The organism is Exiguobacterium sp. 9-2, assembly GCF_036287235.1.
Classification (GTDB): Bacteria; Bacillota; Bacilli; order Exiguobacteriales; family Exiguobacteriaceae; genus Exiguobacterium_A.
Genome location: NZ_CP142850.1, coordinates 2,076,833 through 2,102,508 on the forward strand (window position 1 = coordinate 2,076,833; position 25,676 = coordinate 2,102,508).

Annotated in this window: 30 protein-coding genes; 10 read left to right on the forward strand and 20 right to left on the reverse strand. The window is 43.5% G+C overall.

The features are described 5' to 3' along the window. Positions 1 to 61 precede the first annotated feature (61 nt). The 4 genes from VJ374_RS11030 to VJ374_RS11045 all read right to left on the reverse strand — a co-directional run bounded on the left by VJ374_RS11030 (position 62) and on the right by VJ374_RS11045 (position 3,091). On the reverse strand, positions 62 to 274 hold the full coding sequence (locus VJ374_RS11030; protein WP_035406663.1) for a hypothetical protein: 213 nt from the start codon (positions 272 to 274) through the stop codon (positions 62 to 64). A gap of 359 nt (positions 275 to 633) precedes the next feature. Continuing rightward, entirely contained in the window at positions 634 to 1,725 is a 1,092-nt protein-coding gene (locus VJ374_RS11035; RefSeq protein WP_056062400.1) for a conserved virulence factor C family protein, read from the reverse strand. Between the two features lie 86 nt (positions 1,726 to 1,811). Further along, positions 1,812 to 2,525 (reverse strand): alpha/beta fold hydrolase, encoded by a 714-nt coding sequence (locus VJ374_RS11040; protein WP_329468800.1) that lies wholly within the window; start codon positions 2,523 to 2,525, stop codon positions 1,812 to 1,814. Positions 2,526 to 2,533: 8 nt separating this feature from the next. Continuing rightward, positions 2,534 to 3,091: a GNAT family N-acetyltransferase gene (locus tag VJ374_RS11045; RefSeq protein WP_035406655.1), complete on the reverse strand. Its 558-nt coding sequence runs from the start codon at positions 3,089 to 3,091 to the stop codon at positions 2,534 to 2,536. A 132-nt stretch (positions 3,092 to 3,223) separates the two neighbouring features. Here VJ374_RS11045 and VJ374_RS11050 point away from each other — a divergent pair, with 132 nt between their 5' ends. The 4 genes from VJ374_RS11050 (at position 3,224) to VJ374_RS11065 (ending at position 7,109) form a co-directional block, all read left to right on the forward strand. Continuing rightward, the gene (locus VJ374_RS11050; protein ID WP_056062405.1) at positions 3,224 to 3,955 is read left to right on the forward strand and encodes a hypothetical protein; all 732 of its coding nucleotides are present in this window, start codon (positions 3,224 to 3,226) and stop codon (positions 3,953 to 3,955) included. Between the two features lie 247 nt (positions 3,956 to 4,202). Beyond that, complete coding sequence (locus VJ374_RS11055; RefSeq protein ID WP_035406649.1) at positions 4,203 to 4,496, forward strand: hypothetical protein; 294 nt, start codon at positions 4,203 to 4,205, stop codon at positions 4,494 to 4,496. 346 nt (positions 4,497 to 4,842) lie between these two features. Further along, positions 4,843 to 6,168: a branched-chain amino acid transport system II carrier protein gene (gene brnQ / locus VJ374_RS11060; protein WP_329468801.1), complete on the forward strand. Its 1,326-nt coding sequence runs from the start codon at positions 4,843 to 4,845 to the stop codon at positions 6,166 to 6,168. 65 nt (positions 6,169 to 6,233) lie between these two features. Beyond that, entirely contained in the window at positions 6,234 to 7,109 is an 876-nt protein-coding gene (locus tag VJ374_RS11065; protein ID WP_035406645.1) for a DegV family protein, read from the forward strand. Between the two features lie 56 nt (positions 7,110 to 7,165). Here VJ374_RS11065 and VJ374_RS11070 read toward each other — a convergent pair whose 3' ends face one another. Genes VJ374_RS11070 through VJ374_RS11080 form a run of 3 tightly spaced genes read right to left on the reverse strand, consistent with a single transcriptional unit; the run spans position 7,166 to position 8,825 of the window. Continuing rightward, the gene (locus tag VJ374_RS11070) at positions 7,166 to 7,663 is read right to left on the reverse strand and encodes a hypothetical protein (RefSeq protein ID WP_035406643.1); all 498 of its coding nucleotides are present in this window, start codon (positions 7,661 to 7,663) and stop codon (positions 7,166 to 7,168) included. Next, the gene (locus tag VJ374_RS11075; protein WP_052018989.1) at positions 7,663 to 8,283 is read right to left on the reverse strand and encodes a phosphatase PAP2 family protein; all 621 of its coding nucleotides are present in this window, start codon (positions 8,281 to 8,283) and stop codon (positions 7,663 to 7,665) included. The genes VJ374_RS11070 and VJ374_RS11075 overlap by 1 nt, the downstream gene beginning before the upstream one ends. Further along, on the reverse strand, positions 8,283 to 8,825 hold the full coding sequence (locus VJ374_RS11080; RefSeq protein WP_329468802.1) for a phosphatidylglycerophosphatase A family protein: 543 nt from the start codon (positions 8,823 to 8,825) through the stop codon (positions 8,283 to 8,285). Before VJ374_RS11080 ends, VJ374_RS11075 begins: the two co-directional genes overlap by 1 nt. Before the next feature lie 145 nt (positions 8,826 to 8,970). Here VJ374_RS11080 and VJ374_RS11085 point away from each other — a divergent pair, with 145 nt between their 5' ends. Further along, a complete protein-coding gene (locus tag VJ374_RS11085; RefSeq protein ID WP_056062411.1) occupies positions 8,971 to 9,483 on the forward strand; it encodes a YjcG family protein in 513 nt (170 codons plus the stop codon). Between the two features lie 4 nt (positions 9,484 to 9,487). Here VJ374_RS11085 and VJ374_RS11090 read toward each other — a convergent pair whose 3' ends face one another. Then, positions 9,488 to 9,706, reverse strand: a complete 219-nt coding sequence (locus tag VJ374_RS11090; RefSeq protein ID WP_035406634.1) for a hypothetical protein — start codon at positions 9,704 to 9,706, stop codon at positions 9,488 to 9,490. A gap of 119 nt (positions 9,707 to 9,825) precedes the next feature. After that, positions 9,826 to 10,599 (reverse strand): enoyl-ACP reductase FabI, encoded by a 774-nt coding sequence (gene fabI / locus VJ374_RS11095; protein ID WP_029342212.1) that lies wholly within the window; start codon positions 10,597 to 10,599, stop codon positions 9,826 to 9,828. A 144-nt stretch (positions 10,600 to 10,743) separates the two neighbouring features. On the opposite strand from fabI, the gene VJ374_RS11100 reads away from it, so the two are divergent. Beyond that, complete coding sequence (locus VJ374_RS11100) at positions 10,744 to 11,913, forward strand: FtsW/RodA/SpoVE family cell cycle protein (RefSeq protein WP_056062414.1); 1,170 nt, start codon at positions 10,744 to 10,746, stop codon at positions 11,911 to 11,913. Between the two features lie 54 nt (positions 11,914 to 11,967). Here VJ374_RS11100 and VJ374_RS11105 read toward each other — a convergent pair whose 3' ends face one another. Genes VJ374_RS11105 through VJ374_RS11115 form a run of 3 tightly spaced genes read right to left on the reverse strand, consistent with a single transcriptional unit; the run spans position 11,968 to position 14,336 of the window. Further along, positions 11,968 to 12,852, reverse strand: coding sequence for an RluA family pseudouridine synthase (locus VJ374_RS11105; protein WP_308101794.1), 885 nt, complete (start codon positions 12,850 to 12,852; stop codon positions 11,968 to 11,970). 25 nt (positions 12,853 to 12,877) lie between these two features. Next, entirely contained in the window at positions 12,878 to 13,681 is an 804-nt protein-coding gene (locus VJ374_RS11110) for an NAD kinase (protein ID WP_056062419.1), read from the reverse strand. A 10-nt stretch (positions 13,682 to 13,691) separates the two neighbouring features. Then, positions 13,692 to 14,336 carry a GTP diphosphokinase gene (locus VJ374_RS11115; protein WP_035396676.1) on the reverse strand — a complete coding sequence of 215 codons (645 nt, stop codon included), beginning with the start codon at positions 14,334 to 14,336 and terminating at the stop codon, positions 13,692 to 13,694. 117 nt (positions 14,337 to 14,453) lie between these two features. Between VJ374_RS11115 and VJ374_RS11120 the strand changes: the two genes are divergently transcribed. Continuing rightward, positions 14,454 to 15,014: a CYTH domain-containing protein gene (locus tag VJ374_RS11120; protein ID WP_052019082.1), complete on the forward strand. Its 561-nt coding sequence runs from the start codon at positions 14,454 to 14,456 to the stop codon at positions 15,012 to 15,014. 94 nt (positions 15,015 to 15,108) lie between these two features. Next, positions 15,109 to 15,900 carry a DsbA family protein gene (locus tag VJ374_RS11125; RefSeq protein WP_050677567.1) on the forward strand — a complete coding sequence of 264 codons (792 nt, stop codon included), beginning with the start codon at positions 15,109 to 15,111 and terminating at the stop codon, positions 15,898 to 15,900. 212 nt (positions 15,901 to 16,112) lie between these two features. On the opposite strand, the gene pepF is transcribed toward VJ374_RS11125, so the two are convergent. The 3 genes from pepF to cls form a co-directional block, all read right to left on the reverse strand. Continuing rightward, positions 16,113 to 17,915: an oligoendopeptidase F gene (gene pepF / locus VJ374_RS11130; RefSeq protein WP_329468803.1), complete on the reverse strand. Its 1,803-nt coding sequence runs from the start codon at positions 17,913 to 17,915 to the stop codon at positions 16,113 to 16,115. A gap of 64 nt (positions 17,916 to 17,979) precedes the next feature. Further along, on the reverse strand, positions 17,980 to 18,930 hold the full coding sequence (locus tag VJ374_RS11135) for a competence protein CoiA family protein (protein ID WP_329468804.1): 951 nt from the start codon (positions 18,928 to 18,930) through the stop codon (positions 17,980 to 17,982). An 18-nt stretch (positions 18,931 to 18,948) separates the two neighbouring features. Beyond that, positions 18,949 to 20,460, reverse strand: coding sequence for a cardiolipin synthase (cls, locus tag VJ374_RS11140; protein ID WP_035406614.1), 1,512 nt, complete (start codon positions 20,458 to 20,460; stop codon positions 18,949 to 18,951). Positions 20,461 to 20,530: 70 nt separating this feature from the next. Here cls and VJ374_RS11145 point away from each other — a divergent pair, with 70 nt between their 5' ends. Continuing rightward, positions 20,531 to 21,253 (forward strand): SDR family NAD(P)-dependent oxidoreductase, encoded by a 723-nt coding sequence (locus VJ374_RS11145; RefSeq protein ID WP_035406611.1) that lies wholly within the window; start codon positions 20,531 to 20,533, stop codon positions 21,251 to 21,253. A 62-nt stretch (positions 21,254 to 21,315) separates the two neighbouring features. Here the strand turns inward: VJ374_RS11145 and mecA are convergent, their stop codons facing one another. From mecA to VJ374_RS11160, 3 genes are all read right to left on the reverse strand, one after another. Then, positions 21,316 to 21,942, reverse strand: coding sequence for an adaptor protein MecA (mecA, locus tag VJ374_RS11150; RefSeq protein WP_035406608.1), 627 nt, complete (start codon positions 21,940 to 21,942; stop codon positions 21,316 to 21,318). Between the two features lie 171 nt (positions 21,943 to 22,113). Next, positions 22,114 to 22,512 (reverse strand): transcriptional regulator SpxA, encoded by a 399-nt coding sequence (gene spxA / locus VJ374_RS11155; RefSeq protein WP_012370920.1) that lies wholly within the window; start codon positions 22,510 to 22,512, stop codon positions 22,114 to 22,116. Between the two features lie 172 nt (positions 22,513 to 22,684). Next, the gene (locus VJ374_RS11160) at positions 22,685 to 22,822 is read right to left on the reverse strand and encodes a hypothetical protein (protein WP_023468890.1); all 138 of its coding nucleotides are present in this window, start codon (positions 22,820 to 22,822) and stop codon (positions 22,685 to 22,687) included. A gap of 223 nt (positions 22,823 to 23,045) precedes the next feature. Between VJ374_RS11160 and VJ374_RS11165 the strand changes: the two genes are divergently transcribed. Then, a complete protein-coding gene (locus VJ374_RS11165; RefSeq protein ID WP_035406605.1) occupies positions 23,046 to 23,579 on the forward strand; it encodes an HD domain-containing protein in 534 nt (177 codons plus the stop codon). A gap of 46 nt (positions 23,580 to 23,625) precedes the next feature. On the opposite strand, the gene VJ374_RS11170 is transcribed toward VJ374_RS11165, so the two are convergent. Then, complete coding sequence (locus tag VJ374_RS11170; RefSeq protein ID WP_035406602.1) at positions 23,626 to 24,579, reverse strand: ABC transporter ATP-binding protein; 954 nt, start codon at positions 24,577 to 24,579, stop codon at positions 23,626 to 23,628. Further along, a complete protein-coding gene (locus VJ374_RS11175) occupies positions 24,579 to 25,652 on the reverse strand; it encodes an ABC transporter ATP-binding protein (RefSeq protein ID WP_035406599.1) in 1,074 nt (357 codons plus the stop codon). The genes VJ374_RS11170 and VJ374_RS11175 overlap by 1 nt, the downstream gene beginning before the upstream one ends. Between the last annotated feature and the right edge of the window lie 24 nt (positions 25,653 to 25,676).

Consider the following 25,676-nt stretch of genomic DNA (forward strand, 5'->3'; position numbering starts at 1 on the left):
CTAATCAATTTTATCACAAAAAAAAGCGAGAGAGGATTTCCTCTCTCGCACATTTCATCTCTTATGCTACAGGTAAAGTAGATGGATTCATCTTGAATGAAAACAATTGCTCTAAACCTGTCGCAAACAGTTCGTCACAAATATCTTCTGCCGCGTTTGCTGGTGCAACCAATGTAATCGTACGACTGTCAATTGTTTCGATCGTGACATATACCCCTGTTGTTGTCCGTTCCTTGTATCCTACTGCTAAATCAGTTTCAGCGAAAAGTAACATATCCCCGATTCTCCCCTTTTCTCATTCATATGCCAAGCCAAAAGATGACCTACATGCTTCGAATTCGTTATTGTAGGTTTACTGTATCAAAGAGATGAAAAAAGAAGAGAATAGTCATTCGACATTTCATTTCAAAACAATATTCCAGTTCAAATAGGGATATTTTGGAATAATCTATATAGTTGTTGCATGCAAGCGTTTTTACGAGCGTTTCCAACACATTTCATTTCGATTTCAAAAAGATGACAACATAATTTTGATTATTTTACCATCATTTTTAGATAACAGGGAAAATATACCTAGACAATCGATGGCTCATTTTGTCGAATGATTCTTTCACACAATATTATTTTGAGTTCTCATGAACTTTCATCTATCATTCGATTCATTTGTTGCCAGACCGTCCCTAGTGCTTCTTCCCCACTTTCGATTCGAGTCAAGGCGAGTTCCGCCTGTAAAGCGACTTCATATTCTCGGTCTCGGCTCGCTTCACGCAGTCTTGGAATCGACTGTTCTGTTCCAACATCGAACAGGAATCGAGCAGCCCGCCAACGTACTAGTTTATTTTTATCCGTCAAAGCCTCCATCATCATTGGTTCAGCCTCTGGCATCGCCCAATCCGAAATCGTATCACCTGCTGTTCGTCGTACGATACCTGATGGATCATGGAGTGCACTTGTCAGATACTCTAATAATTCTTCCCGATGTTCTTCGAACATCCCAAGCTTTACGATTGCTTGACGACGAATTTGCATTTTTTCATCCTGTAATAATCGTGCATACGCCGGAACCCATTCCATTTCAACAGGCAGTTCATCAAGCGCCGCAAATCGTTCTTTCCAATCAGACGAACGAATAGCTTGACCACTAAAGGCGATATCTTCCCCTGCTGCAAGCGACTTGAGACGTTCGATACGTTCGACTGGATATGCGATCTCAATCTCATTCGCTACTTCACGCAAACTTTCGTCAAGGTCACCGTATCGAGGTGCTTGTTCCACCCAGCGTCGATCGCTAATGACATTCTGAACGAATGGTTGGACGAATAGCGCTGCTTCTCGGAATCGTTCTGGCAACCCTTCTCGTTTTTCTTCTAATCCTTTCACACCTTTGATTTGCATTGGTACGCCTAAAATGAACTGTACAAATAAATGGACTGGCTCATACTCAGCATCTGTCTCGTGCTGTTCAACGTCATTTAACGTTTCACCGAACGCACGTCGTATATCGATGACAAGCGAACGCCAATCATATTTCGGATAACGCTCGATCGATAAAAAGTCACTGACCTGATAAACAAACTTAACGCCAGGTATTTCAAGTAATCGCTGAATGTGTTCCGGTGCGCCAAAGGCATGCTCGAATGTCTGCCCCTTTTCCGAAAAGACCTCATCAACGATGACTTTCATGTTATTTGGACTTGGTGTTGGTTCAATCGCTACGATTTTCATGTGTATCCCCTCCACTTCTATCATTTCAGATATCTAATCTGAAATGCAAAGCAAATGCCCTACAGAAATGACCGTAGGGCAAAAACTTACTTGAATGCTTCTTCGATAATTGCAACGAAGGCATCCGGTGTCTCAAGCATCCCCATGTGTCCACTGTCTGTTGACCGATGTATGAGATGATCATTTGTTGGTGCAAACGCACTTTCCTCTGAGATCAATGGATCCTTCGTACCATGAATGATGACACCTTTTACGTTTGCTTTCGTTAAAGCTTTCGTCATATCCCGACGATCTCGCATCGCAGAGAGTGCACGGATGGCTCCTTCGACGGTCATCATATACCCAATTTCAAGTGCTTCAGCAACAGCGAATTCATCGGCTCCTTCCGCAAATAAGGACGGAACAAGACCATTGACAAATTCTCTTACACCAACTTCTTCGACGCGCGTGATATTTTGATTTCGTTTTTGTTTCGCTTGTTCATCATCTGCTTTCGCCGTTGAGTAAACGAGACCATATCCACTGATTTGTTCGGCATACCTTTCCACGATTGCAGCCGTGATGTACCCGCCAAAAGAGTGACCAACGATGATTGGCTTTTCAACACCACGTCGCTCTAGATCATCCATGACCCATTCTGCGAATCCCTCAATCGTATCAGGTCCAACATCCAGTCCTTCATGTCCTGGTAAACTCAACGGTAAAACTTCAAAAGAATGTCGTAATTTTGCCTCTACCCGATTAAAATAATCTGTCCCTCCTGTAAATCCATGTAGGAGTACAAGTGTTTGTTTTTCCATTGACTACCTCATCCCTTCCACTCAGATGCGAGCATACGGTACATCGTCAAGTTCATGAAACGACCATGACTATATGCATAATCTTCTAATAATCCTTCTGCTTGAAACCCTAATTTTTGCACCAATGCATTGGAAGCAAGATTCTCAGGTGCTACGAGAGCACTGATGCGATGGAGAGCGAATTCCTCAAATCCGTAAGTCAGAACAGCTCGAGCCGCTTCGGAAGCCACTCCGCGTTGCCAATACTCTTGACTGACTTCAAAGCCAATTTCAGCTCGATGGTATTGGGAGAGCCAGTTATGAAAACCAATCGTACCGATCAATTGATTCGTTTCTGCATCAGCAATTGCCCAGCGAATCGCTTTACCTTGTGTAAACTGTTCCTTGAAGTAACTGATGACATTTTTTGCTTCATAGACTGTCACAAGCGGATCTGATCCGTAATAGTACATGACTTCATCATCTGATAGGATTTTAAACAATTCACGTGCGTCACGGTTTTCGAGCTCACGTAATACGAAGCGCTCGGTTCGCAATTCCGGGAATGGCTTTCGCAAGCCCCACATGCTCCATCACCTCTCTTTATGCTTCTCTATGTAGTATGCCCGTTTTCAGGAGTAAATATCCTTTCAGGCAATTCGAAGTTTTGCTACTATTGAATTATGAAGGAGTTAGTCACGGAAAGGAAGCGAAGTGGTATGTCAAGTGCGTTACTTTACTTATATGAGGACGAGGAAAATCAACGCTTGACGATGTCAGGGGTGCATTTCTCTGATTTCGCCGCAGCCGTCGATTTGAAGCGTCCTTTGCTTATTTCAGGAAGTGATTTCAAGCAGACGAAACAATCGTTTCGGACAATGCTACATTATATCGAAGCGCATGAAATCGAACAGTTTTCACAATCCACGGATGTGCAGCGTCATCCATTGATCGCTATCGATATTCGTTCCTCCCATTCACTCGACGTATTAACGGATGTCGAGATCGCAGAGTTGTTATTTTTAATGCATATGAAACGTGGAATGCCACTTCCCTTCCTTGATTCGATTGAAAATGAATTGGTCTATTTTAGCGAGCATGACGGACTTCATGCTTCCGTTTACTTAAAAGACTGGGCACGCGTCGAACAATTGATTGCTGATCTTGTGCAACGAAAATTCCGACAGCACGCACGATCCGTTGCCTCTATTGCTTTAACAGCTGAAATCATGATCCATATCCGTCATTTTCTCGGAGAAGGGGTCCTGATTGATTTCGAAAGCGCAAAGCGATCTGTTTTTTCAAGAAATATTACGATTCCTGTCTACGTGGCTGGCCGTTATGAAGACATGAGCGTATTACATGAAGATTTTGAAGCCGAGAAAGAATCGATTCTTAGACGTGGAACGCTTGTGTGTCGAAAAAAGAAATGGAGTTTTGAGTTAGATTGACCTTTAGCATCTTTTTCTTTTAGAAAAGGATGCTTTTGTTCTATTTGAATTTTAAATGATGATTCCTTCTTTACGGTTATTATGGACAATGTGACAATATCGTTAAAAAATTTTTCGAATTTTCACACAAAATAAGACTAGCATCTTGTGAGGACTTCGCTATAATGAGGATAACCTTTTTAAGATAGAAGTTAGACCTGTTTTTTTGTAGGGATGGTACTGGAATCAGCAGAAGGAGGAATTCAATATGGATCAGTTAAAAGTGAACGGAATTGGCTCATTCACGAAATTTGCGACGAACGGGAACATCCTCAAATTAAAGGATGCGACACTCGGTGAAGTGAAACTGTCGCTGAATGAAGCGAGTTCAATGACCATCGCCCCTGTCGATGAAGAAAATGGACTTTTCGTCATTAAAGGGCAACAGCAGGAATCGCTTGTTGAACTGACGTTACCACGTCAATCCTGTGAGGTCGTTCACGCTTGGCTCCTCCATAAATTGAAACGCCATAAAAAAATACGCTCGATTGCGACAAGCTGACATTTGTATGAAAATCCTTAACTCAAGACTTCCATTCATGAGTTAAGGGTTTTTTCTGTTTAAAAGTCTCGGTGATAAATTTTCAGAAAATATTGTTTTCTTAGATTCTTCATGTTATCCTTAGAAAAATTCAAACAGGAGGTTTTAAACATGACATATACATCGCTTATCCCAGTACGACTGATTGTGATTAGGACCAGGGACTGAAGATTCATTTCTCGATTGAGAAGATGAAGACCAGGCCCTTTTCGTCATTTCGACAAGGCGTCTGATCACACGACGCCTATCCACGCACATCGTGGATGAGGCTTTTTTTATTGAAATTAGAAGGAATGGAGGACAACACATGTTTAAGACAAAAGATACGTTCGCTTTAGGATTTATGATCTTCGCATTATTTTTCGGTGCGGGTAACCTAATCTTCCCACCAGAACTCGGCGCCCTTGCAGGTAAACAATTCCTCCCAGCCATCCTCGGCTTTATCGTGACAGGTGTGGGTCTTCCGTTGCTCGGCTTACTTGCTGTCGCATCCATCGGAGGCGGTATCAAAACGCTTGCTGCTCCTCTCCCTCGTTTTGTAGGTGCTGCCTTGACGTTTGCTCTCTACGTTGCCATTGGACCTTTCTTCGGAATCCCTCGGACATCGGTTGTCACGTATGAGCTCGGTGTTGTACCATTTCTCGGTGCGCCTTCACAAATGACATTAGTTCTCTCATCAAGTCTCTTTTTCATTGCTACGCTTTACCTCGTATTGCGTCCTGGTAAATTACTTGAAATCATCGGACGTTTCATCACACCTTTATTGCTGATTGCACTTGCTGCGTTAAGCATCAGTAGCATCGTCTCACCACTTTCAAGTGTCGCTTCACCAAGCAAAGCCTATGAGACGACAGGTCAAGCATTCATCCAAGGTTTTCTTCAAGGATACTTAACGCTTGATGCACTCGGCGCCTTAGTCTTCGGTGTCGTGGTACTTCATACATTAAAAAGTCGAGGCGTTCATGAACGAACAGCACAATTTAAAGTCGTCACTCGTGCTGGAACGATTGCTGCAGTTGCTTTGACTCTCGTCTATATCGGACTCGGAATGATCGGACGTAATACATTTGCCGCAATCGGAAAAGTCGATGGTCCGACCCTTCTTCAGCATTATGCGAATACAGCATTCGGTTCAATTGGTTTAGCTGTACTTGGTCTTGCGATCCTACTTGCCTGCTTGACGACTTCAGTTGGTCTCGTCACTGCATTTGCAGAATATATGATGACTCTTTCAACACGTGTCACATTAAAAACAGCAAGTATCTTCACCACTGTTCTTGGTCTCACGGTATCTATTGTCGGATTACAGACATTGTTATCAATCGCTGTTCCCGTGTTGATGTTCCTTTATCCAATCGTCATCGTCTTAATCGCATTAACGTTCATGCGTCATCTGTTCCGTCGTAAGTCGGTCGTTTATCAGTTCACTCTTGGAGTAACGATTTTCTTCTCACTTTGTAGTGCGTTAAACCAACTTTCTTTTTTCCCGGGAAATCTCAAAACCTTCTATCAATCACTTCCTTTAGTGGATCAAAGTTTAGAATGGTTATTTCCGACACTTATCGCCTTTGGTCTCAGTTCATGGTTTGGACACGTTTCCACCCCTTCCGTCATACAAAAACGCGCTAGCTAGTGATTCCGTTTTCATAGCTATGGTATGATGAACAAAATGGTTATATTAATGGAGGCGTCATATACATGGATAAGATTGCTTGGATTACCGACAGCATGGCTTTTTTCGAGCCAGGAGAGGCTGAAAAAATCGGAGTCCATGTGATACCGACATTACTCATCTTGAACGGGGAGTCTTACCGGGAGTATGTCGATATCTCGATTGAACAATTGAATCAAAAAATGCAGGACGATTCGAAAATCTCACCTACGACTTCGCAACCGTCTTTTGGTGACTTCGTAACTCTATACGAACAGTTACTCGAAGACGGTTATGATTACGGATATGCGATTCACATCACGAGTGGCTTAAGTGGTACCTACTCCAGTTCGGTCGCTGCAGCTGAGGCTGTCGGTTTCCCGCTGTATGCGATTGATTCATACACGGGTGCTGCCAATCAACAAGAACTTGTCCGGATCGCACAGCGACTAGTAGCTGCTGGTAACGATCCAAAGGAAGTCATGTCGACACTTGAAACGTTTAAACACAAATCGCATTTTTATCTGATTATTGGAAATATGGAGACGATGCGACGTAGTGGTCGAGTTTCAGGAAGTCAATTTTTATTAGCGAATATGCTCAACATCAAGCCGATCGTTCAATTTAATGAAGAAGGACAGCTTGTTCCTTTCAAGAAGGTACGCTCGATCAAAAAAGCATTTAAGGAAATGGTAACCGAGATCACTTCTAAAGTGACAGCACAAGGAGTCTACGATCGAACACTATATATCGGTCATACGCTCGCTCATACTGCTGCTGAAGAATTAAAACGTTTGATTGTAACGGAACATCCTGAAATCAACGTTCGTATCACGCAATTCGGTCCTTCCATCTTGGCACATGCTGGTGCTGAGACGGTCGGCGTGTTCTGGTTCGACGACATTTCTCTACCTACAACTTGATACCTAACATTAAAAAATAAAGAACCGGACGGTCTTAAAAAAGACCGTCCGGTTCTTTATTTTGTTTCGTATTTACGAAATAATTCTTCTAGCAACATCGCTTCGTCCAACGTACGATGAATCGGTTCGTGCGGAAGTGCGATTTGATTCGATAATGTGTCGGAAGGATATACATCAAACGACACTTGTTCCATCTCAATAAGATACTCAAGGATAGAATCAAGTGAGCTTTCCTTTTTAAATTGACGAAGCCAGTTTTCATATCGACGATCTACTTTTCCTTCTTTCAGCAATATCTCTCCACTAGCAATGATTGCCCATTTAGGCGGCGCATCGATTTGGAAAAGTTCCAACTGCTGATATTCTTCCATCGTTCGTTTCGTCACCGGAATGACACCGTTGATTGAGACCAATCGTTTTAATCTAAGATGCGCTCGCATCGTCATGAATCGCGGTCGTCCGGCGACTCGCTCAACAAGCAAGGTCGGTTTATCAATAGAACGCATCGTTTCTTCATCAAATAATAAACTATGATCTACATCTAATACTAGCATTAAGACACTCCTTTTTTTCTGCGGGAGACGATGAATGCATAGGAGCTACATAAAAGAATCGCTGCAAAACAATAACCACCGATGACGTCTGAAAAATAATGAACGTTTAAAATGATGCGGGAAGCTCCCATGGCAAGAAATAACCCAATCGTCAACACCGATACGATTACTTTGCCAGTCGTTTTTAAATGCCGGAAAGCGACGACAAGAAATCCTACATATACAGCGAATGCCATCGCGGAATGACCACTTGGAAAACTATAGCCAACACCACCAACTAACTCATTCAATGAAGGACGTTCTCGTACGAAGGCAAATTTGACGACTTGATTCAACGCTCCTACAGAGATCGCCATCAATACATACCAAATACTTGCGATACGATCTCGCCATAAGACATAACTCACTACTCCAAGTAACACCGTCATTGTCATCGCCCCAGGACCAGAGCCTAGTTGAGTGAACCAAGAGACATAGTCCCCTGGAACATGTTGAGACATGTACGACGATAATTGAGCGTCAAATAAAAAATAGCCCGTCATTCGAATCGAGACGGCGATGATCACGAACAAGACGACAGCGATGGATGCACCCACCCACGCCGCTCTTGCCCCCCGCATTAGTATGTCCCCTTACGTTCTTCTAATTCTTCTGCTGAATAATCTTCCTTATCCCGCAAACGATGCGCCAAACGCCCTGATGCATTTGCTGCGATGGCTGCAACGATATCGTCCATGAACGTATTGACTTTTCCGTCTCCGAGCTTCGTATCCAGTTCTTTGATGATCCCAACCTTCGCCTTATCCAAATATCCGAATGTCGTAACAGCGATAGAACCGTACGTATTGACAGCACCAATCGCGATCGTTTCATCTACGCCAAATAATCCTTCATCGCTTTGGATGATGGACAAGAGTGGTTCTGATAATAATCCTTTTTCAGCAAGAATATCTAATTCTGCCCCGACAAGGATCGCATGTTGTAATTCACGCTTTTCAAGAACTCGTTCAACCGAACTGACACATGTTTCTACTGTCAGATCCACTGTGTATGGTGCTTGCATTTGGTAAACGATCTCAGCAATCGCATGAATCGTCACCTCGCGTTCATGTAACTTGTCAATTGCTGCTTGTTTGACCTCTTTTGAATGTGTTTTCTTCATGACTGTATCCACCTCTCCAACAAAGTACTTCATTAGTATACACGGATTCTAAAGCTCCTCTCAAACTTCTTTGACATCGACGCCAGAATCCGTCATGATTATTTTGTAAAGCGTTATCATTTCAGGGGAAAGTAGGGGATTTTCGATGAACATCGGGGTTGTATTGTTTCCATCGAAACGCGTTCAAGATTTTGCCAATTCATACCGAAAGAGATATGACTCGAAGTATTCACTGATCACACCGCACATCACGTTACGGGAGCGGATGGGAGTCGATGAGACAGAATTAGATCACATCGTGACAGAGTTAAATCGAATCGCGTCCGAAACGAAACCGGTCAATCTGCACATCCAAGGAGCACGGTCGTTCCATCCGACGAACAATGTCTTGTTCCTTAAAGTAATGCCATCGGATGAGTTAGAACAATTACATCGCGCCTTGCATACAGGACCACTCGCACATAATCCGAAATACGATTTCTTGCCACATATCACGATTGGTCAAGAACTGTCGGATGTCGAATTGTTCGATGTACTAGAACGTCTCAAGATGGAAGATATCCGTTTCCAAGAAGATGTTACGAAAATGGCTTTATTGTATGAACTGGAAAATGGAGCTTGGAGTGTCTACGAGACATTCCGCTTTACAGGTCAATGAATGATTAAACTTCCCGGTCGAAGCTTCGACCGGGAAGTTTTAGTTCTGGTAACACTCCATATGCATTCGCCTGTTCTTCTAAAAAATCTTGCGTTTCATGTTCTCGATAAGGATCGACTGGGCGTATCGGTTGAACCCTTGCGACCGGTTCAGTTTTCAGTTGTGGGTCGACTCGTACTTGACGATTCACATATTGTACGACCGTAAAATCGATTGCGTTCATCCTCTGCACTTCCTCTCCCCTTCTAATTCTAACGTTGTTTATAATTGACACTTCCCCGATTAAGCACAAAAAAAACCAAGCTCCCCTCCTAAGGGAAGCCCGGTTCACTAAATCACCTATTACAGAATGTGGAATCCACTATCGACGTGAAGGATTTCTCCTGTTACACCACTCGACATTTGCGAAAGTAAGAATAATCCACTCTGACCGATTTGTTCCGTCGTAACGTTACGGTGAAGTGGCGCGCGTTCTTCGATGCTATCAAGGATTGAGTTGAAATCGCCAACACCTTTTGCTGAAACTGTCCGGATCGGACCAGCAGAGATCGCATTGACACGAACACCTTGCTGTCCGTATTCAGCAGCGAGATAACGAACGCTAGCATCTAATGCTGCTTTCGCAACACCCATGACGTTGTAGTTCGGAACCATCTTCTCACCACCAAGGTACGTCAATGTGATGACAGATGCGTCTTCTGTAAAGAAGTCTTTCGCTGCCTTGACGACTGCCGTCAGACTGTAGGCAGAGATATCAAGTGCTTGCGCGAACTGTTCACGTGTCACACCAGAAAATTCACCACGAAGTGCTTCTTTATCCGCGAATGCGATTGAGTGAGCGATTCCTGAAATCTTACCGTGATCCGCATGGATCGTCTGGAAGACCTGTTCGATTTCTTCATCACTCGTGACATCACACGTATAATAAGAAGCCGGACGTGATAATTCCTGTCCTAATTTTTCAAGTGGTGCTTTGAAACGTTCCCCGACATATGTAAATGCGAGGCTTGCTCCAGCAGCGTCGAGTGCACGTGCGATGCCCCATGCAATCGAACGTTGGTTGATGACGCCCATGACGACGTACGTCTTGCCTTCGAGTGAAGGATAAATATTCATGATAAAGTCCCCCTTGAATTAGTACCTGGTAATAAAACCTATCTTCAGGTTACAAAAACGTAACGCTTCTGTCAACCATCGCTCTTGATATTGCGGATTTGATAAATTACGGTAATATATAAAGTGATAGAAAGTAGGGATGAAATGAATCGATTCAAATCATTTACACAACGTTATGATCATACGTTGTTGTTTTTACTCGCCTGTCTGATGGTCATCAGCGTCATCGCCATCTACACGGCCCAACCTTCGCTTAAAGGCGCCATCAGTGCCATCAACTTCTCCGCCAAACAAATTCAGTGGTATGTCATCGGTTTCATGGCGTTATCCGTCGTCATTTTCATCGATTATGAACAGTTGAAGCGATTCCACTGGTTTTTATACGGAGCTGGTATCCTGTCATTGATTGGTCTTGTTGTTCTTCGAAACACTCCAGTCGTTACTGAAATCAAAGGGGCATACGGGTGGTATCAATTCCCGGTCATTGGTACAGTTCAACCGGCTGAGTTCATGAAATTCTTTTTGATTGTTTCGCTGGCAGCTGTCATCACCGAGCACAATGCCCGTTATGTTCAACACGAACGCGACTTCTTATTGCTCGTTAAAATGGTTGCTGTCACGGCTTTGCCACTTGGTCTCATTATCATCCAACCCGATTTAGGGATCGGTTTGATCTTATGTGTCATTCTTGCATGTGCCATGTTGTTATCTGGACTGAACTGGAAATGGCTCTTGACGATGTTTGCCCTGTTCGCAGGTTCTGTCATCATCTTCTTTTACCTGTTTTATTTCCACAACGACTTACTCGCAACGTTTTTCCCAGGTCACGCGATGAACCGGATCATGGCTTGGTTGCAACCTTTTGAATATGCGGATGATCTCTCGTATCAGCTCGTCCAAGCAATCAATGCAACAGGTTCTGGTCAAATGTTTGGGGTTGGATACGGAAAACTGCAGGTATTCGTTCCGGAACTGCATACGGACTTCATCTTTACGACGATTGCCTCCCACTATGGTTTCATCGGGGCTGCCATCGTATTGATCGTCTTATTCCTATTCGTCTATCGCTTAATTCAAATTGCTCTTGAGACGGCAGATCCATTTGGTACCTATATCGTGACAGGATATGTCGCCATGTTCACGTTCCAAATCTTCCAGAACATCGGAATGACGATCGGTGTCTTACCGATCACAGGTCTTCCCCTACCATTCATCAGTTATGGTGGATCAACGATGATCGTAAACCTCGTCGGTCTAGGATTAATTATGGCAATCGCTTCTCAGTCTCGGATTTCCATGTTTGATGAAGATTAATCGCATACGAGAAAAGGCAGTGGATTAACTCCACTGCCTTTTCTCGTATGTCCATTATTCTAATCGAAGATCTTCGGGAAGCGGCGCTTCAAATCGGACACGTTCTCCTGTCGCAGGGTGAAGGAACGTCGCTGATGCGCTATGGAGTGCTTGACGCGGGAGCAATGGTTCACCCTGATACATCGTATCTCCAATCAAAGGATGTCCTAAAAAGGCAAGATGGACACGAATTTGGTGCGTCCGTCCCGTCTCTAGTCGAATATCCAGTAAGGAAAACTCTCGATCCAAGGCTTGGACCCGTCGACTATTTAAAATATGCGTAATGGCCCGTTGACCATCCGGTCGTACCATTCGTTCCATGAAGGAATGATCGGTTTGACCGATTGGTTGATTAATCGTTTGTACCGGCACATGTCCGGGTGCATAGGCTAAATAATGCCGCTCTAATTCGTTCGATCGTTGCATGAGACTCATCCGGTGGTGGGCAAGTCCGTGTTTTGCGAATAAGACGAGACCACTCGTGTCTCGATCGAGTCGATTGACGATATGGATCGCATACGGAATTCCTTGTTTTCGATAATAACCAAGAACATAATTCGACAATGAGTGTTCCGGATGCAATCGTGACGGAATCGATGCCATCCCCGGTGGTTTATTGACGACGAGTAACCAATCATCTTCAAACAAAATATCGAGTTCCCCTTCTGTCGCTACCATGTCCGGTGCTGGTGTTTCTTCCGGGAAGAAGACGTGGACACGGTCACCCGCGCACAAGACGTCGTGGACGTTGACATGATGACCGTTCCGCGTGATATCTCCATGATTTTTGATTGATACTAACATTTTTCGTGAGATACCTAGACGGGTCGTACAAAAATGACTGACGCGCCAGCCATCCTCGATATCAGTAACCGTCTGTTGTAGCTGAAATCCATTCATGTTTCCATTTCCTTTACATACTGCGTCAACGTCTTTCGTCTGCTAGGAAAGATTCCCGCACCCGTTGCCAAAACGGGAAAGAACGAAAACGAGCAAATTTCACTTTTTTATCTGATACCCGACACCGGATCGATGTCACATTTTGATGGACAATCGAAGCATAGTGGTCATAGGTCATCTGAAAATCAATCGGATTGACGGGACGAATTTCGACATCATGATGTTTCGGTAACAACATCGGTGAGCCGATCGTCCGGTAAACACGATTATTGATCGAAGCCATTTCTGTGATTTGGATCGCTTCGAGTGCCGGGTGGACGATCGCACCGCCGAGTGCTTTATTGTACGCTGTCGAACCAGAGGGTGTCGATACACATAACCCGTCACCTCGAAACGTTTCGAAATAGTCGCCTCGAATCGATAAATCGCAGACGAGTGTTTGATTGAAACTTTTGATCGTACACTCGTTCAAAGCAAGCAGTTGATTATGCGAGCCATCCGCATAGTCAATTGATAGTTCAAGCAGCGGGTATTCGACCGTCGCTAAATCCTGCTTCGCGATATGATCAATCAACTCATCCATCTCTTCAGGACGCCAATCCGCATAAAAACCAAGGTGCCCTGTATGAATCCCTACAAGGGTAATCGTCTCTACTTGATCGAGATACGAATGGAACGCTTGTAACATTGTCCCGTCCCCCCCGATTGAAACGACGATTTCCGGTTGACTGACATCAAGCACACATCCCCGCTCCGTCAACGCCTGCTCGAGTTGTTGTTTTAGCGCATGAGAACGCTCATCATCACGAGCCGTGATTGCAAAACGCATGGTCATCCCCCTACTCTTTTAATCGTTCCGACGCCTTAGCGTCGCGTTGAAAGACGAGTTGCGCGTCTTGAATTTCTACTTTCAATTGACTCATCTCCGCGTCAAGCAAAAATGCCGCTTCTGCCGCACGCCGCAGGCGCTCCCGTGTTTCTTCCGGAATGTTCCCTTGGTACTTGTAATTTAACGAGTGTTCGATCGTCGCCCAAAAGTTCATCGCAAGCGTACGAATTTGAATCTCGACTAATGTCGGTACTTCACCTTCGATCGTCTGTACTGGATAAGCAATGATGACATGATACGATCGATAACCACTATCCTTCTTTTGAGTGATGTAGTTACGTTCCTCGACGATTTTAAAATCACCGCGCGAACGTAATAGTTCAAGAACATGAATGATATCATCGACGAATTGACACATGATGCGTAATCCGGCAATATCCTGCATATCTTGTTCCAATGATTCACGCGCAATTGCTTTTCGTTCTGCTTTTTGAAGAATGCTTTTTACAGGTTTGACCCGTCCTGTGACAAATTCAATCGGTGAATGCTCTCCCCGTTGCTGAAATTGTTTACGAATCGCTTTTAGCTTTACTTTCAACTCATCGACCGCGATTTGATACGGCGCAAGAAATAAATCCCAATTTTCTTTTGTCATCTGATTTGTCACCACTTTTAATCGAATAGTATTGGTTCAGTGCCTGTTCCTACCTCATTCATGTTATCATATTTTCAGACATTCAACTAGAAAGGCGTGATTCCGATTAGACAAGAATTGGAAATCGAATTCAAGAACTTATTGTCTGAACAAGAATATCTATCGTTATTTACCCATTATGCGTCAACTAAACAACCCATTTGGCAAGCAAATGATTATTTTGATACGCCTGATTTCGAACTTCGAAAAAAAGGTGCTGCCTTACGGATACGTGAAAAAAAACAAGGACTCGTCCTTACTTTAAAACAACCTCATGAAAATGGATTGCTTGAAACACATGTCACACTATCAGCAAGTGAAGCGGAAGATCTATTCAAATACGGTCTGATTCACTCCGAAGAGATGAATCACCAGTTGTCGTCTTTTGACTTGCAAGGTTCGTTGGAACATTTAGGACGTTTAGAAACCGAACGCATCGAGACGGTACTTCCAGAAGGCTTACTCGTCCTTGATAAAAGTCGCTATCTCGGACATACCGATTATGAGTTAGAGTTTGAGGTCAGCAACTTCGAACAAGGGCAAAAGGATTTCGAGCGAATTCTTTCAGAACACGACATTCCACAGCGCAAAACAAAAAATAAAATCGTTCGCTTCATGGAACGTAAAGCGCTTTCTTGATTTTTCGTGTAAGAATGAACAAGCAAAACCTTTGCTCTTTCTTTTTTTTCGTTGCTAAAATAGGGTAACGATAACAACAGGAAGGGGTGAACGGATGGAACACGCACAATGTAACGGATCTTATTGTTCATTGGACGAACCATCGATTCAACAACCGACGAAACCTCTGGAAATCTATCATTTTCTAGATGTGACACAAACGGATGGTTTACGGTTGATACCCGTTCTCAAGAAGTTAGAACTAGAATATGGTCATCTGTTCCGTCTTCGGACGATTGCAACGATTCCATGTGCTCCATCACGATCCGCATGTGACATGTCACCACTCGTCATTCTAAAAGCAATTGAGCTTCAAGGAAAAACGTTTGGTATGCGATTCATGCGACGCCTTCGAATGCTTCATAACGTCGAAGGAGAAAGTGCTTATAGTCGGCCATCATTGATGCGGTTAGCCGAAGCATTGACAGAGTATGGTTTGGATTTAGATGAATTCCACCGTGATGTCTCGTCGGATACGATTCAGCAAATGCTCGAGAAAGAGACTGAACTGGTCACGGAATGGGATGTCCGAATTCTTCCGACACTCGCTTTCGTTGGAGATGAGGAAGCCATTAAGGCAGAAGGTCCTTATGAGTATTTGGTCTATGTATCGATCTTAAGTGAACTGCTAGATCATACGATTGAAAAACAACCGAAGCCACCACTTGAACAATTCTTGAGACGGTATGAAACAGCAACTACGGCTGAAATCGCCTTTATTTATGACGCTCCTGAATCCCAGATTGAACACGAACTAAAAAAACTGGTCTTACAACAGAAATGTGCTTCTCTATCGTACTGTGATGGAAAAGTATGGCGTCATTTAAAAGATTCAGCACATGCTTAATACAAAAAGGACAGTGGAGCAAGCTTCACTGTCCTTTTTTGGTATTCACTCATAGAAAAAGAAGAAGTCCTTCATGACGAGAAGGACTTCTTCTTTTGACCATTGGATGGGGGAAAAAGAGAATCGACTGGGGAATGTGACCCTCTTCACAATATAAGTATACCGTGAGTCTTTTTTCTTTTCCACACTTTGTTCACTTTGTCACAAAGATGTCACTCTGCTAATAAAGCTTCGAATTCATCTAGGACACGTTCAAATTGACGAAGTGCTGCTTCAACTGGTGCTTTTGTTGTCATATCAACACCAGCAGCTTTTAGTACTTCGATTGGATAATCGCTTGATCCCGCTTTTAAGAAATTATTGATGTAACGTTCTACAGCCGGTTGTCCTTCTTCTAGGATTTGATCCGTCAAAGCAGCAGCCGCCGAAATGCCTGTTGCATACTGATAGACATAGTAATTGTAATAGAAGTGTGGAATCCGAGCCCACTCCAAACCAATCTCTTCATCTAATACAATCTCTTCTCCGAAGTATTTTTGATTCAAGGCATAATACGTTGACGTCAAGAATTCTGGTGTCAACGATTGTCCAAGACGCGCCGCATCATGAATCGCATGTTCGAACTCAGCGAACATCGTTTGTCGGAACAATGTACCGCGGAATGTTTCAAGTTGATTGTTTAATAGATAAAGTTTTTCTTTACGATCCGTCACTTTCTTCAATAGATAGTCGTTTAACAACGCTTCATTTGTCGTTGAAGCGACTTCAGCGACGAAGATTGAATAATCGCCATATGGATATGGTTGAGATTTCCGCGTGTAGTAGCTATGAACCGAATGTCCGAATTCATGTGCGAGCGTAAAGAGATTATTGATGTTATCTTGCCAGTTCATCAAAATGAATGGTTGTGTATCGTAAGCACCAGAAGAGTATGCTCCACTCCGTTTACCACGCGTTTCCCGGACATCAACCCAGCGCTCAGACAACCCTTCTTCGAGAATATGTTTATATTCTGCTCCAAGCGGCGCGAGCCCTTCGACCATCAATTGTTTCGCTTCTTCATAAGAGACCTTCATCTCGACCTCAGAAACGAGGGGGGTATACATATCGTACATGTGTAACTCATCAAGACCGAGGACCCGTTTACGTAAGGCAACATAGCGATGAAGCAATGGTAAGTGCTCATGTACCGCTTCAACCAACCCATCATAAACGGATTCAGGGATTGCATTACCATGTAAGGCTGCCGCGCGTGCCGAAGGGAACTTCCGAACATCTGCATAGAAGTTGTCTTTCTTAACTGACCCAGCAAGAGTTGAGGCGAGCGTATTCGTGTATTTCGCATACGTTCCGTACATCGCTTTAAATGCGGCTTCACGCACCGAACGATCAGATGATTCAAGGAATGTGATGAAACGACCATGTGTCAATTCTGTCTCTTCCCCGTCTTCCCCCTTAATTTTCGGGAATGTCAAATCTGCATTATTCAGCATACCGAATGTCGTACCGGATTGACCGAGAACTTCTCCCGCCTTCGCTAGAATCGCTTCTTCCGCTTCCGTCAACACATGCTCGCGTTCTTGGTTCAACTCATCAAATGCATGACGGTACATCGCAAGGTCTGCATTCTCATTAAGATACGCTTCTATCGTTGTTTCAGGTACAGCTAACAATTCCGGTGTCATGAAAGCAAGTGTGGCTCCGATTTGTGACGCAAGCGTCCGAGCACGGTCGTTCATGGCTTGATAGAAGCTATCCGCTGTATTTTCGTCGTAACGCATGTGCGCGTATGTATAGAGCTTATAAAGACGTCTTGAGACTTCGTCTCGTAACTGTAACCCTTCATAGAGTGTGTCCGCACTTTGTCCAAGACGACCCTTATACTCGACGAGTAATGGAAGCATCGCTTTCATCGATTCAAATTCTTCTTCCCACGCTTCGTTTGATGCATAAATCGATTCTAGATTCCAAGTTTCTGAAACGTCAACATCTTGACGTGTTAATACTTCTGCCATTTCCCTCACTCCTTTAATTCAGTTATACCTGTTTTCTTTTCGACAAACAATCGAATTGCTCCTGCTAAAACAGCCGATTCGCCTCCTCGATCCGCTCTAACCATTCCGTGATAAGTAAATCGATCATCGGTCGTTCAAACGGGATATCCAATCGATGAAGTAAATGAAAGACGGCCTGTTCTAAAGCAGTAGAGGAATAAACCCCTTTTAACCGCAAAAAGACTGCCATTTGAAACTCAAAAGGATGAACGGGATACGATAATAAGTGACTGATCGGAAGAAAGACCGATGACGGCAGATTCAGAAGATGAAACCCTGCCTCATATAATGGAAGTTTAAGCATTCGTGGAGGTAACGAAGGATAAAAAGGACGATGTCGATAGCGCAAGACGATTCCTTGCCATCGAGCCATTGAAAATTTCCGAGGAAATGACGGAAGTTCCGTCGAAAGGAAGTCGGATAATGAAAGGGATTGAACGGTACAATAGACATAATGTTTCGCAAAAGGGAGCGGATGTCGAAACCGTCGGATTTGATTGTCAACAATCAAGTCCAAATACTCATTTTCTAAGAAGGCTTGACGCATCCATCCTTGTAAACGAAATGTGACACCATGTGACGGATGAAACCCAATCCAACGAACCGTTTGTCCTTGTTTCGCATCAAGTCTTGCTCGTCTAATCCATTCATCTGCCGACATCGGAGAACGCTGAATTTCAATCCCAATCTCTTTTTCCGGAATCCACAGGTCGAAGCGTCGCTGTCCAATCGTCCATTCGGTCTCGACGCGAACGCCTGCATTCATCAACGAATCTGCAATTCGTCGTTTCCAAGATACATGTAAGCTACTTTCTCCTGAACATGCTGAGATATGTGCAAAATGTGGTCGTCGTCCCTGCCTGACGCGCAATGGCTTCAGACAATACGGACAACGTAAGGACATCGCTTTTAATTCATGGACAGAAAACCTATGAATCAGAATGCGTTTACCTGACCCATCAATGGCTTCAAACATCAGCATCGTCCCCTTTTGCTAGAGTAGCGGTGAGAATAAGCGTGAAATTGATTCAACTAAACGGCGGCGTAATGGACGACGATGAAACAAATCAGCATCAACTTGTGTAGACTGGCTAAAATCCTCATAAAAATCACGTGTTAATTGATGTACCGAATTTGTTCCGTATAAAAAAGCATTTACCTCGAAATTCAAATGAAAACTCCGTAAATCCATATTCGCTGTTCCAATCGTTGCGATGGCGTCATCCACGACGATGACTTTCGAATGCATGAATCCTTTGTTATACTCATAGATTTTCACACCAGCCTGGAGTAAATCATCAAAGTAAGAGCGACTCGCATAAAATACGATTTTATGATCCGGAAAGCTTGGCAGAAGAATACGAACATCAATTCCAGACATAGCGGCTGTCTTTAGTGCTGTCATCAAATCTTCATCTGGTATTAAATATGGAGATGCAATGTAAACAGATTCACGCGCTTCTGTGATGAGTCCGAAGTAAAGTGACTTCATTGCCTCATGTGGCTCATCAGGTCCACTGGCAATGATTTGAACGCCTCCCGTTGCTTCATCGACATATTCCAGTGGTTCCATATAAAACGGTGTAAACAGGCGTTCCCCCGTCATATAGTACCAGTCTTGGAGGAAAATTAATTGAAGTTCAGAAACAGCTTCTCCGCGTACAAGAAGATGCGTATCACGCCAAAATCCAAAATGCTGATCGCGACCGATATACTCGTCCCCAACGTTAATTCCACCCGTAAAAGCAACTGTTCCATCAATGACAACGATCTTCCGATGATTTCGGTAGTTAGACTTACTCGAAATGAACGGTAATACGACAGGGAAAAATGCCCGAACTTCAACACCTGCATCCTGCATCTTCTTGAAATAATGCTTATCTGTCGAAAAACACCCGACGGCATCATAAAGAAAACGGACTTCAATTCCTTGTTGTGCCTTTTCAATCAATACTTCCTGTAACTGCAATGCGAGCTCGTCATCCCGTACGATATAGTATTCCAAATGGATATGATGTTGTGCTTGACGAATCTCTTCTAAAAGAATCGGAAATTTCTCCTGACCATTCGTCAAAATTCTTGTATGTGTATTATACGAAATTGGAAGTCGACTGATCGAATCGATAAGTGTGACAACTTTTCCATAATGTCCTTCTTGGAACACTGATTGGTGTACTGCTGTTTTAAACTGGGTACGGTATTTAATATAAGACTCTTCATCAAGCATTGCTTTCAATCGAAACATTCGTTTCCGGCGGTAGTTCTGACCAAACGTAAAATAAACAAACACGCCGACAACAGGTAGTGCCATCATGACAAGTGCCCAGACGAGTGTTCGTTCTGGGTTACGATTTTCAAGCAAAATGATGACGAACACGCTCATGACGACCAAAATGATGACGATGGACAGCCAGCCTACCATATAGACGCTCCAATAGTAGGATAAAAAGGCGATTAAACCGATGGTCAAGATGAGGGTCATGAGAAGTTGTACACGTCGTAGCATGAATCCCCCTCCTTTTATGTATGTTGTAAAAATTGTAGTTAAGAACTCATGACAGAAAGGAAGCGTTTAAATGGGTACGTATATCATTACTGGTGCAACAAGTGGAATCGGAGAAGCAACTGCCCTCCAACTGATTCGAGAAGGTCATACCATTCTTGCCATTGGTCGTAATCAAGACAAAGGAGCTTCTCTTGAATCTAGCGGAGAAGGACGTTTATATTTCTTCCCTGTCGACTTGACTGATTCCTCTGCCATCGACAGGTTCTTTGAAGAAACACTCGAAGATTTTCCAGAAATCGACGGGATTTTTAATAATGCAGGGACATTTGGAAAACCCGTCGCACCCGAGAGAATCTCCGATCAACAAAAAGAAGTGTTCCAAGTGAATTATCATGCCCCTGAACGAATCATCCAGCTCGCGACGAAACGTTTCTCAAAAGGTGCCTCTATCGTCAATAATAGCGCGATCGTCGGTCACGTCAAGTTTCCCGCCATGCTCTTACCCTATGCATCGTCTAAGAGCGCTTTATTGACACTGACAAAGACATACGCTGCCCGCTTCCATGGCAAGTATCGTTTTAATGCCATTTGTCCGGGACCGGTCGACACATCATTGAGCCACGCATTATATGGCGGGAAAGATAAGTTTGATCTTGCGATGAAGCATCATCTTCGTGGCGAACCTGCACAACCTTCTGAAATCGCAGAAGTCGTTTGTTTCTTACTCTCGAATAAAGCGAGTTACATCAATGGGCAAGCCCTTATCGTAGACGGTGGTTATACCCTCACTTAATGTCAGAATAAAAGGAGGTATCACGATTCGTGATCCTCCTTTTACTCGCACTTTTAGTTCCTTTAATTCGGAAAGTATTTCCGAATAAAGGCAAAGACGTCTGAAGCAATGATTTGTTTTCCATATTCAGCGACAGGATGAATCGTTTGTTCGCTGAAATGAAGATATTCGGCAATTAAACTCATGACATTTTCTTGTGCTTCTACATTCACATCATCTTCGAAATGAACATGTAGTAGATAGAGTCCATCCTTTTGGTAAAGCGCTGTTTCAAGTTCTGCGAAGACAGGAGCATTCGCATATTGACTAAGCGCAATGATATGCTCGAAATCATGAGTTTCGAATAAGACATCCTGGCTTAATTCTGTATCTTTATCTTCTGTCTCAGACATCGCTGATCGTAAAAGTGAATCGAGTTCGTCTTCATCGACTTGCTCACCATCGACTGCATTTTTTGCGATCGTTACAGTGACTTCAAGACCTTTTTCAAAAGCTTGCACTTGTATCCATAGTGGACCTTCGAAGGAGATGGACTCTTTTTCATTCGCTTCGTCCATCATCTGCCAGAATAACTGTTCTCCCCGTTCCCGATTATACCAAATCTCATCTCGGGCAAAACCACGGCGTTCGATGTCAGTATAAGTGATGAAGAACTTGACCGTATTGTCATTAACGCGTTCGATTTTCAATCTGTCCACTCCTTTCTTCTCGTTCCTTATCTAGAATACGAACGAGGACATGACTTGGATTCACACTTTCGAATCCGAAGGATATATTTCTATTCCTTTGTTATCTTTATTTTAACCTTTTTTATCGGTAACAAAAAGCACACTGCTCACGAAGCAGCGTGCTTTTTAAAATTACTCGTTTACAAGACGCTGTGCTTCCAAAAGTTGGAATGTACGCACCTTGCGTGGTAAGAATCGACGGATTTCATCCTCGTTATATCCTACTTGAAGACGTTTTTCGTCAATCAAAATCGGACGACGCAATAATCCAGGATATTCTTGAATTAAATCGTATAGGTGCTGCAACGATAAGTTTTCAACGGAAACATCGAGTTTCGAGAAGACTTTTGAACGCGTTGAGATAATCTCGTCCGTTCCATCTTCCGTCATTCGAAGAATCTGTTTGATTTCATCGAGCGATAATGGTTCTGAAAAAATATTACGTTCTACGAACGGGATTTCATGTTCTTCAAGCCACGCGCGTGCTTTCCGACAAGAAGTACAACTTGGTGAAGTATAGAGTGTTACCATTGAAAAACATCCTCCCCCTGATTTAACATCATTTAACACCTAAGTGAATACATAGATATCGATGATGGTTCTATTACTTGACAGTTTACATCTAATAAAGCAGAAAACCTAGCTTTTTTATAAAGATGAAAGAACTTTTCGTAAAAAAGCTTGTTAAAGCCACCACGTGGCTTTAACAAGCTGGCGTGTGATCAAATGGCTGAGAAATCGTTTCTTTTGCTTTAGGAAGTTTCATTTCTTTTAGTTTTTTCTCTAAAATATCCCGCAAAAGGCGCTTCTTCAGCTTTTTCTTTTTGTCACGTTCTTTCATATTCCGACACCCCAATCGGTCCGAAACAGAACTAACAACCTACGAAAGCAAAATAATCATCTTCTACATTAGTAATTATACCACGTATATCAAAAATCTATTCCTACTTTAAACAATTAAATATGTGAGATTGTCGATTAAGTAATGAAAAATAGTTGCAATTTCTTTCAATTTTCTGTAGAGTGTATAGAAATATCAACGCTCAGGAAGGAGTTTTTCATTCATGTCATTAACACTCGTCACTATTCTCGATCATCCGATCGCTCAAAAATATTTATCCCGTTCTGGCTTGAATCATGCGATTTCAGTAGCTGAACGCGCTCTGACGCTCGCTACGAAGCGAGGTTTAGATGCGGATACAGCTACGAAAGCTGCACTCCTCCATGACATCGGGCATTACGAATGGTATACCGATGGCACTTGGAACTATGATCTCTATCGTCAAAATGATATTCATGCCATTAAAGGGGCTGAACGCGCCCATAAACTTTTGATTCGCCTTGGTGAAGAACCAGCACGCGCCAAAGAAATCGCACTTGCCGTTCTCTTGCATACGGATTCGTATCTTCCACCTGGTGCAATCAACCGGACACCACTTCAACAACTTGTGCACGATGCGGATACGCTAGAAGAACAACCAGGCGGACTACATCACTATGAAAAAATCGATTTTGATGAAGCCATGCGCCGTCTTGATGCGATTGATTCTGTCGTTCATCGCTTCGCGCATCTTCCACGAATTGCATCAGAAAATTAAAAGGCATTTCCACGATCAACGTGGAAATGCCTTTTGTTTTAAACAATTATACGAGTTGCGCTTGATATGCTTCCAGTTCTGCATCCGTCATCGAAACAAAATGACCTGGTTCGATTTCACGAAGTGGTGGAATGCTTGAATCTTCATCTGATTTACCAACAGGTCCACTCGTCGGACGATCATAAACGATCCGCTTACGTGTACGCTCGTGCTCTGGATCCGGAAGAGGAATCGCAGACAAGAGCGATTTCGTATAAGCATGGACCGGATTCTCATATAAGCGATCCGCACTACATAGTTCAACGAGGTGACCTTGGTACATAACACCGATACGATCCGAGATATATTTTACCATCGATAAGTCGTGGGCGATGAACAAGTAAGTCAAACTACGGTCACGTTGCAGTTTTTTCATCAAGTTGACGACCTGCGCTTGAATCGATACGTCAAGTGCCGAGATTGGCTCATCCGCGATGATGAAGTCCGGTTCTACAGCAAGCGCACGCGCGATTCCAATCCGTTGACGCTGACCACCCGAGAACTCGTGTGGGTAACGGCTCGCATGTTCTTTCGTCAAACCAACTGTTTCGAGTAAATCGTACACACGGTTATTCCGCTCGTCTTTCGACTTTGCTAGACCATGAATATCAATTCCCTCAGCGATGATATCACCGACTGTCATCCGTGGGTTAAGTGACGCATAAGGGTCTTGGAAAATCATTTGCATCGCACGGTTGAACTTCAGTTTATCTTTACGCGACTTTTTACCATGAACGTTTTCACCTTTGAACATGACTTCGCCGTCTGTCGCCTCATACAATCCGATGATTGAGCGACCAGTCGTTGATTTACCACAACCCGATTCACCTACAAGACCAAGTACTTCGCCTTCATAGATATCGAATGATAAACCATCAACCGCTTTAACGACACGTCCGCGTCCAATGTTGAAGTGTTGCTTCAAGTTTTTTACTTCAAGTAATTTATTACGGTTTTCCATTATTTCAGACCGCCTTTCAGAAGCGATTTCGCGAATACGCTATCTGGGCGGTATTTCAACGCCAGATCCCGAATTGCAAGTGGTGGCTCAACATACGGTGCTTGTGGGTGGAGCAACCATGTCGCCGCTTCGTGAGTATCTGTAATTTTGAAGAAAGGAGGTTCTTTTTCAAAATCAATCTTCATTGCATATTTATTTCGTGGTGCAAACGCGTCACCGACTGGTGGATGAAGTAAGTTAGGTGGTGTTCCTGGAATCGCCGGTAAATCTTGTGAACGGTCATCCGATGGACGTGGCATTGAACCAAGGAGTCCCCAAGTATATGGATGACGTGGCTCGTAGAAAATCTCATCGACTGTACCCTTCTCAATCAATTTACCTGCATACATGACCGCTACACGATCGGCCATGTTCGCTACGACGCCTAAATCGTGCGTGATGAAGATTATCGCTGTACCCGTTTTTTGTTGAATGTCTTTCAACAACTCGAGGATTTGCGCTTGAATCGTAACATCGAGTGCTGTCGTCGGCTCATCGGCAATCAAGACTTTCGGATTACAAGCAAGTGCGATTGCGATGACGATCCGTTGACGCATCCCACCAGACAATTGGTGTGGATATTGTTTCAGACGTGCTTCTGGGTTTGGAATCCCTACAAGCGTCAGTAATTCAAGCGTACGTTTTTTAGCAGCATCACCTGTCAATCCTTGGTGACGTTTTAAACCTTCGGCAATCTGTTTGTAGATCGTCATTGTCGGGTTAAGTGATGTCATTGGATCTTGGAAGATCATTGCGATATCACGACCGCGTACTTTTTGCATTTCTTTATCGGAAAGCTTAACCAAATCGCGACCTTCGAATAAGATCTCACCTTTTGTGATTTCACCTGGCGGATTTGGAATCAGACGCATGATGGCTTTTGAAGTAACCGATTTACCAGAACCGGACTCACCAACGATTGCGAGTGTTTCACCTTTTTTTAAATCGAACGATACTCCGCGGACGGCTTGAACCGTCCCGGCGTACGTATGGAAAGCGACATTCAGGTCGCGGACTGACAAGATTGTTTCCATTTTGGATGAGCTCCTCTCTAATCT

Bases quoted from the DNA above. Each gene is read 5' to 3' on its own strand.
- VJ374_RS11030 (WP_035406663.1), bottom strand. From the start codon at position 274: ATGTTACTTTTCGCTGAAACTGATTTAGCAGTAGGATACAAGGAACGG.
- VJ374_RS11035 (WP_056062400.1), bottom strand. From the start codon at position 1,725: ATGAAAATCGTAGCGATTGAACCAACACCAAGTCCAAATAACATGAAA.
- VJ374_RS11040 (WP_329468800.1), bottom strand. From the start codon at position 2,525: ATGGAAAAACAAACACTTGTACTCCTACATGGATTTACAGGAGGGACA.
- VJ374_RS11045 (WP_035406655.1), bottom strand. From the start codon at position 3,091: ATGTGGGGCTTGCGAAAGCCATTCCCGGAATTGCGAACCGAGCGCTTC.
- VJ374_RS11050 (WP_056062405.1), top strand. From the start codon at position 3,224: ATGTCAAGTGCGTTACTTTACTTATATGAGGACGAGGAAAATCAACGC.
- VJ374_RS11055 (WP_035406649.1), top strand. From the start codon at position 4,203: ATGGATCAGTTAAAAGTGAACGGAATTGGCTCATTCACGAAATTTGCG.
- brnQ (WP_329468801.1), top strand. From the start codon at position 4,843: ATGTTTAAGACAAAAGATACGTTCGCTTTAGGATTTATGATCTTCGCA.
- VJ374_RS11065 (WP_035406645.1), top strand. From the start codon at position 6,234: ATGGATAAGATTGCTTGGATTACCGACAGCATGGCTTTTTTCGAGCCA.
- VJ374_RS11070 (WP_035406643.1), bottom strand. From the start codon at position 7,663: ATGCTAGTATTAGATGTAGATCATAGTTTATTATTTGATGAAGAAACG.
- VJ374_RS11075 (WP_052018989.1), bottom strand. From the start codon at position 8,283: ATGCGGGGGGCAAGAGCGGCGTGGGTGGGTGCATCCATCGCTGTCGTC.
- VJ374_RS11080 (WP_329468802.1), bottom strand. From the start codon at position 8,825: ATGAAGAAAACACATTCAAAAGAGGTCAAACAAGCAGCAATTGACAAG.
- VJ374_RS11085 (WP_056062411.1), top strand. From the start codon at position 8,971: ATGAACATCGGGGTTGTATTGTTTCCATCGAAACGCGTTCAAGATTTT.
- VJ374_RS11090 (WP_035406634.1), bottom strand. From the start codon at position 9,706: ATGAACGCAATCGATTTTACGGTCGTACAATATGTGAATCGTCAAGTA.
- fabI (WP_029342212.1), bottom strand. From the start codon at position 10,599: ATGAATATTTATCCTTCACTCGAAGGCAAGACGTACGTCGTCATGGGC.
- VJ374_RS11100 (WP_056062414.1), top strand. From the start codon at position 10,744: ATGAATCGATTCAAATCATTTACACAACGTTATGATCATACGTTGTTG.
- VJ374_RS11105 (WP_308101794.1), bottom strand. From the start codon at position 12,852: ATGAATGGATTTCAGCTACAACAGACGGTTACTGATATCGAGGATGGC.
- VJ374_RS11110 (WP_056062419.1), bottom strand. From the start codon at position 13,681: ATGCGTTTTGCAATCACGGCTCGTGATGATGAGCGTTCTCATGCGCTA.
- VJ374_RS11115 (WP_035396676.1), bottom strand. From the start codon at position 14,336: ATGACAAAAGAAAATTGGGATTTATTTCTTGCGCCGTATCAAATCGCG.
- VJ374_RS11125 (WP_050677567.1), top strand. From the start codon at position 15,109: ATGGAACACGCACAATGTAACGGATCTTATTGTTCATTGGACGAACCA.
- pepF (WP_329468803.1), bottom strand. From the start codon at position 17,915: ATGGCAGAAGTATTAACACGTCAAGATGTTGACGTTTCAGAAACTTGG.
- VJ374_RS11135 (WP_329468804.1), bottom strand. From the start codon at position 18,930: ATGTTTGAAGCCATTGATGGGTCAGGTAAACGCATTCTGATTCATAGG.
- cls (WP_035406614.1), bottom strand. From the start codon at position 20,460: ATGCTACGACGTGTACAACTTCTCATGACCCTCATCTTGACCATCGGT.
- VJ374_RS11145 (WP_035406611.1), top strand. From the start codon at position 20,531: ATGGGTACGTATATCATTACTGGTGCAACAAGTGGAATCGGAGAAGCA.
- spxA (WP_012370920.1), bottom strand. From the start codon at position 22,512: ATGGTAACACTCTATACTTCACCAAGTTGTACTTCTTGTCGGAAAGCA.
- VJ374_RS11160 (WP_023468890.1), bottom strand. From the start codon at position 22,822: ATGAAAGAACGTGACAAAAAGAAAAAGCTGAAGAAGCGCCTTTTGCGG.
- VJ374_RS11165 (WP_035406605.1), top strand. From the start codon at position 23,046: ATGTCATTAACACTCGTCACTATTCTCGATCATCCGATCGCTCAAAAA.
- VJ374_RS11170 (WP_035406602.1), bottom strand. From the start codon at position 24,579: ATGGAAAACCGTAATAAATTACTTGAAGTAAAAAACTTGAAGCAACAC.
- VJ374_RS11175 (WP_035406599.1), bottom strand. From the start codon at position 25,652: ATGGAAACAATCTTGTCAGTCCGCGACCTGAATGTCGCTTTCCATACG.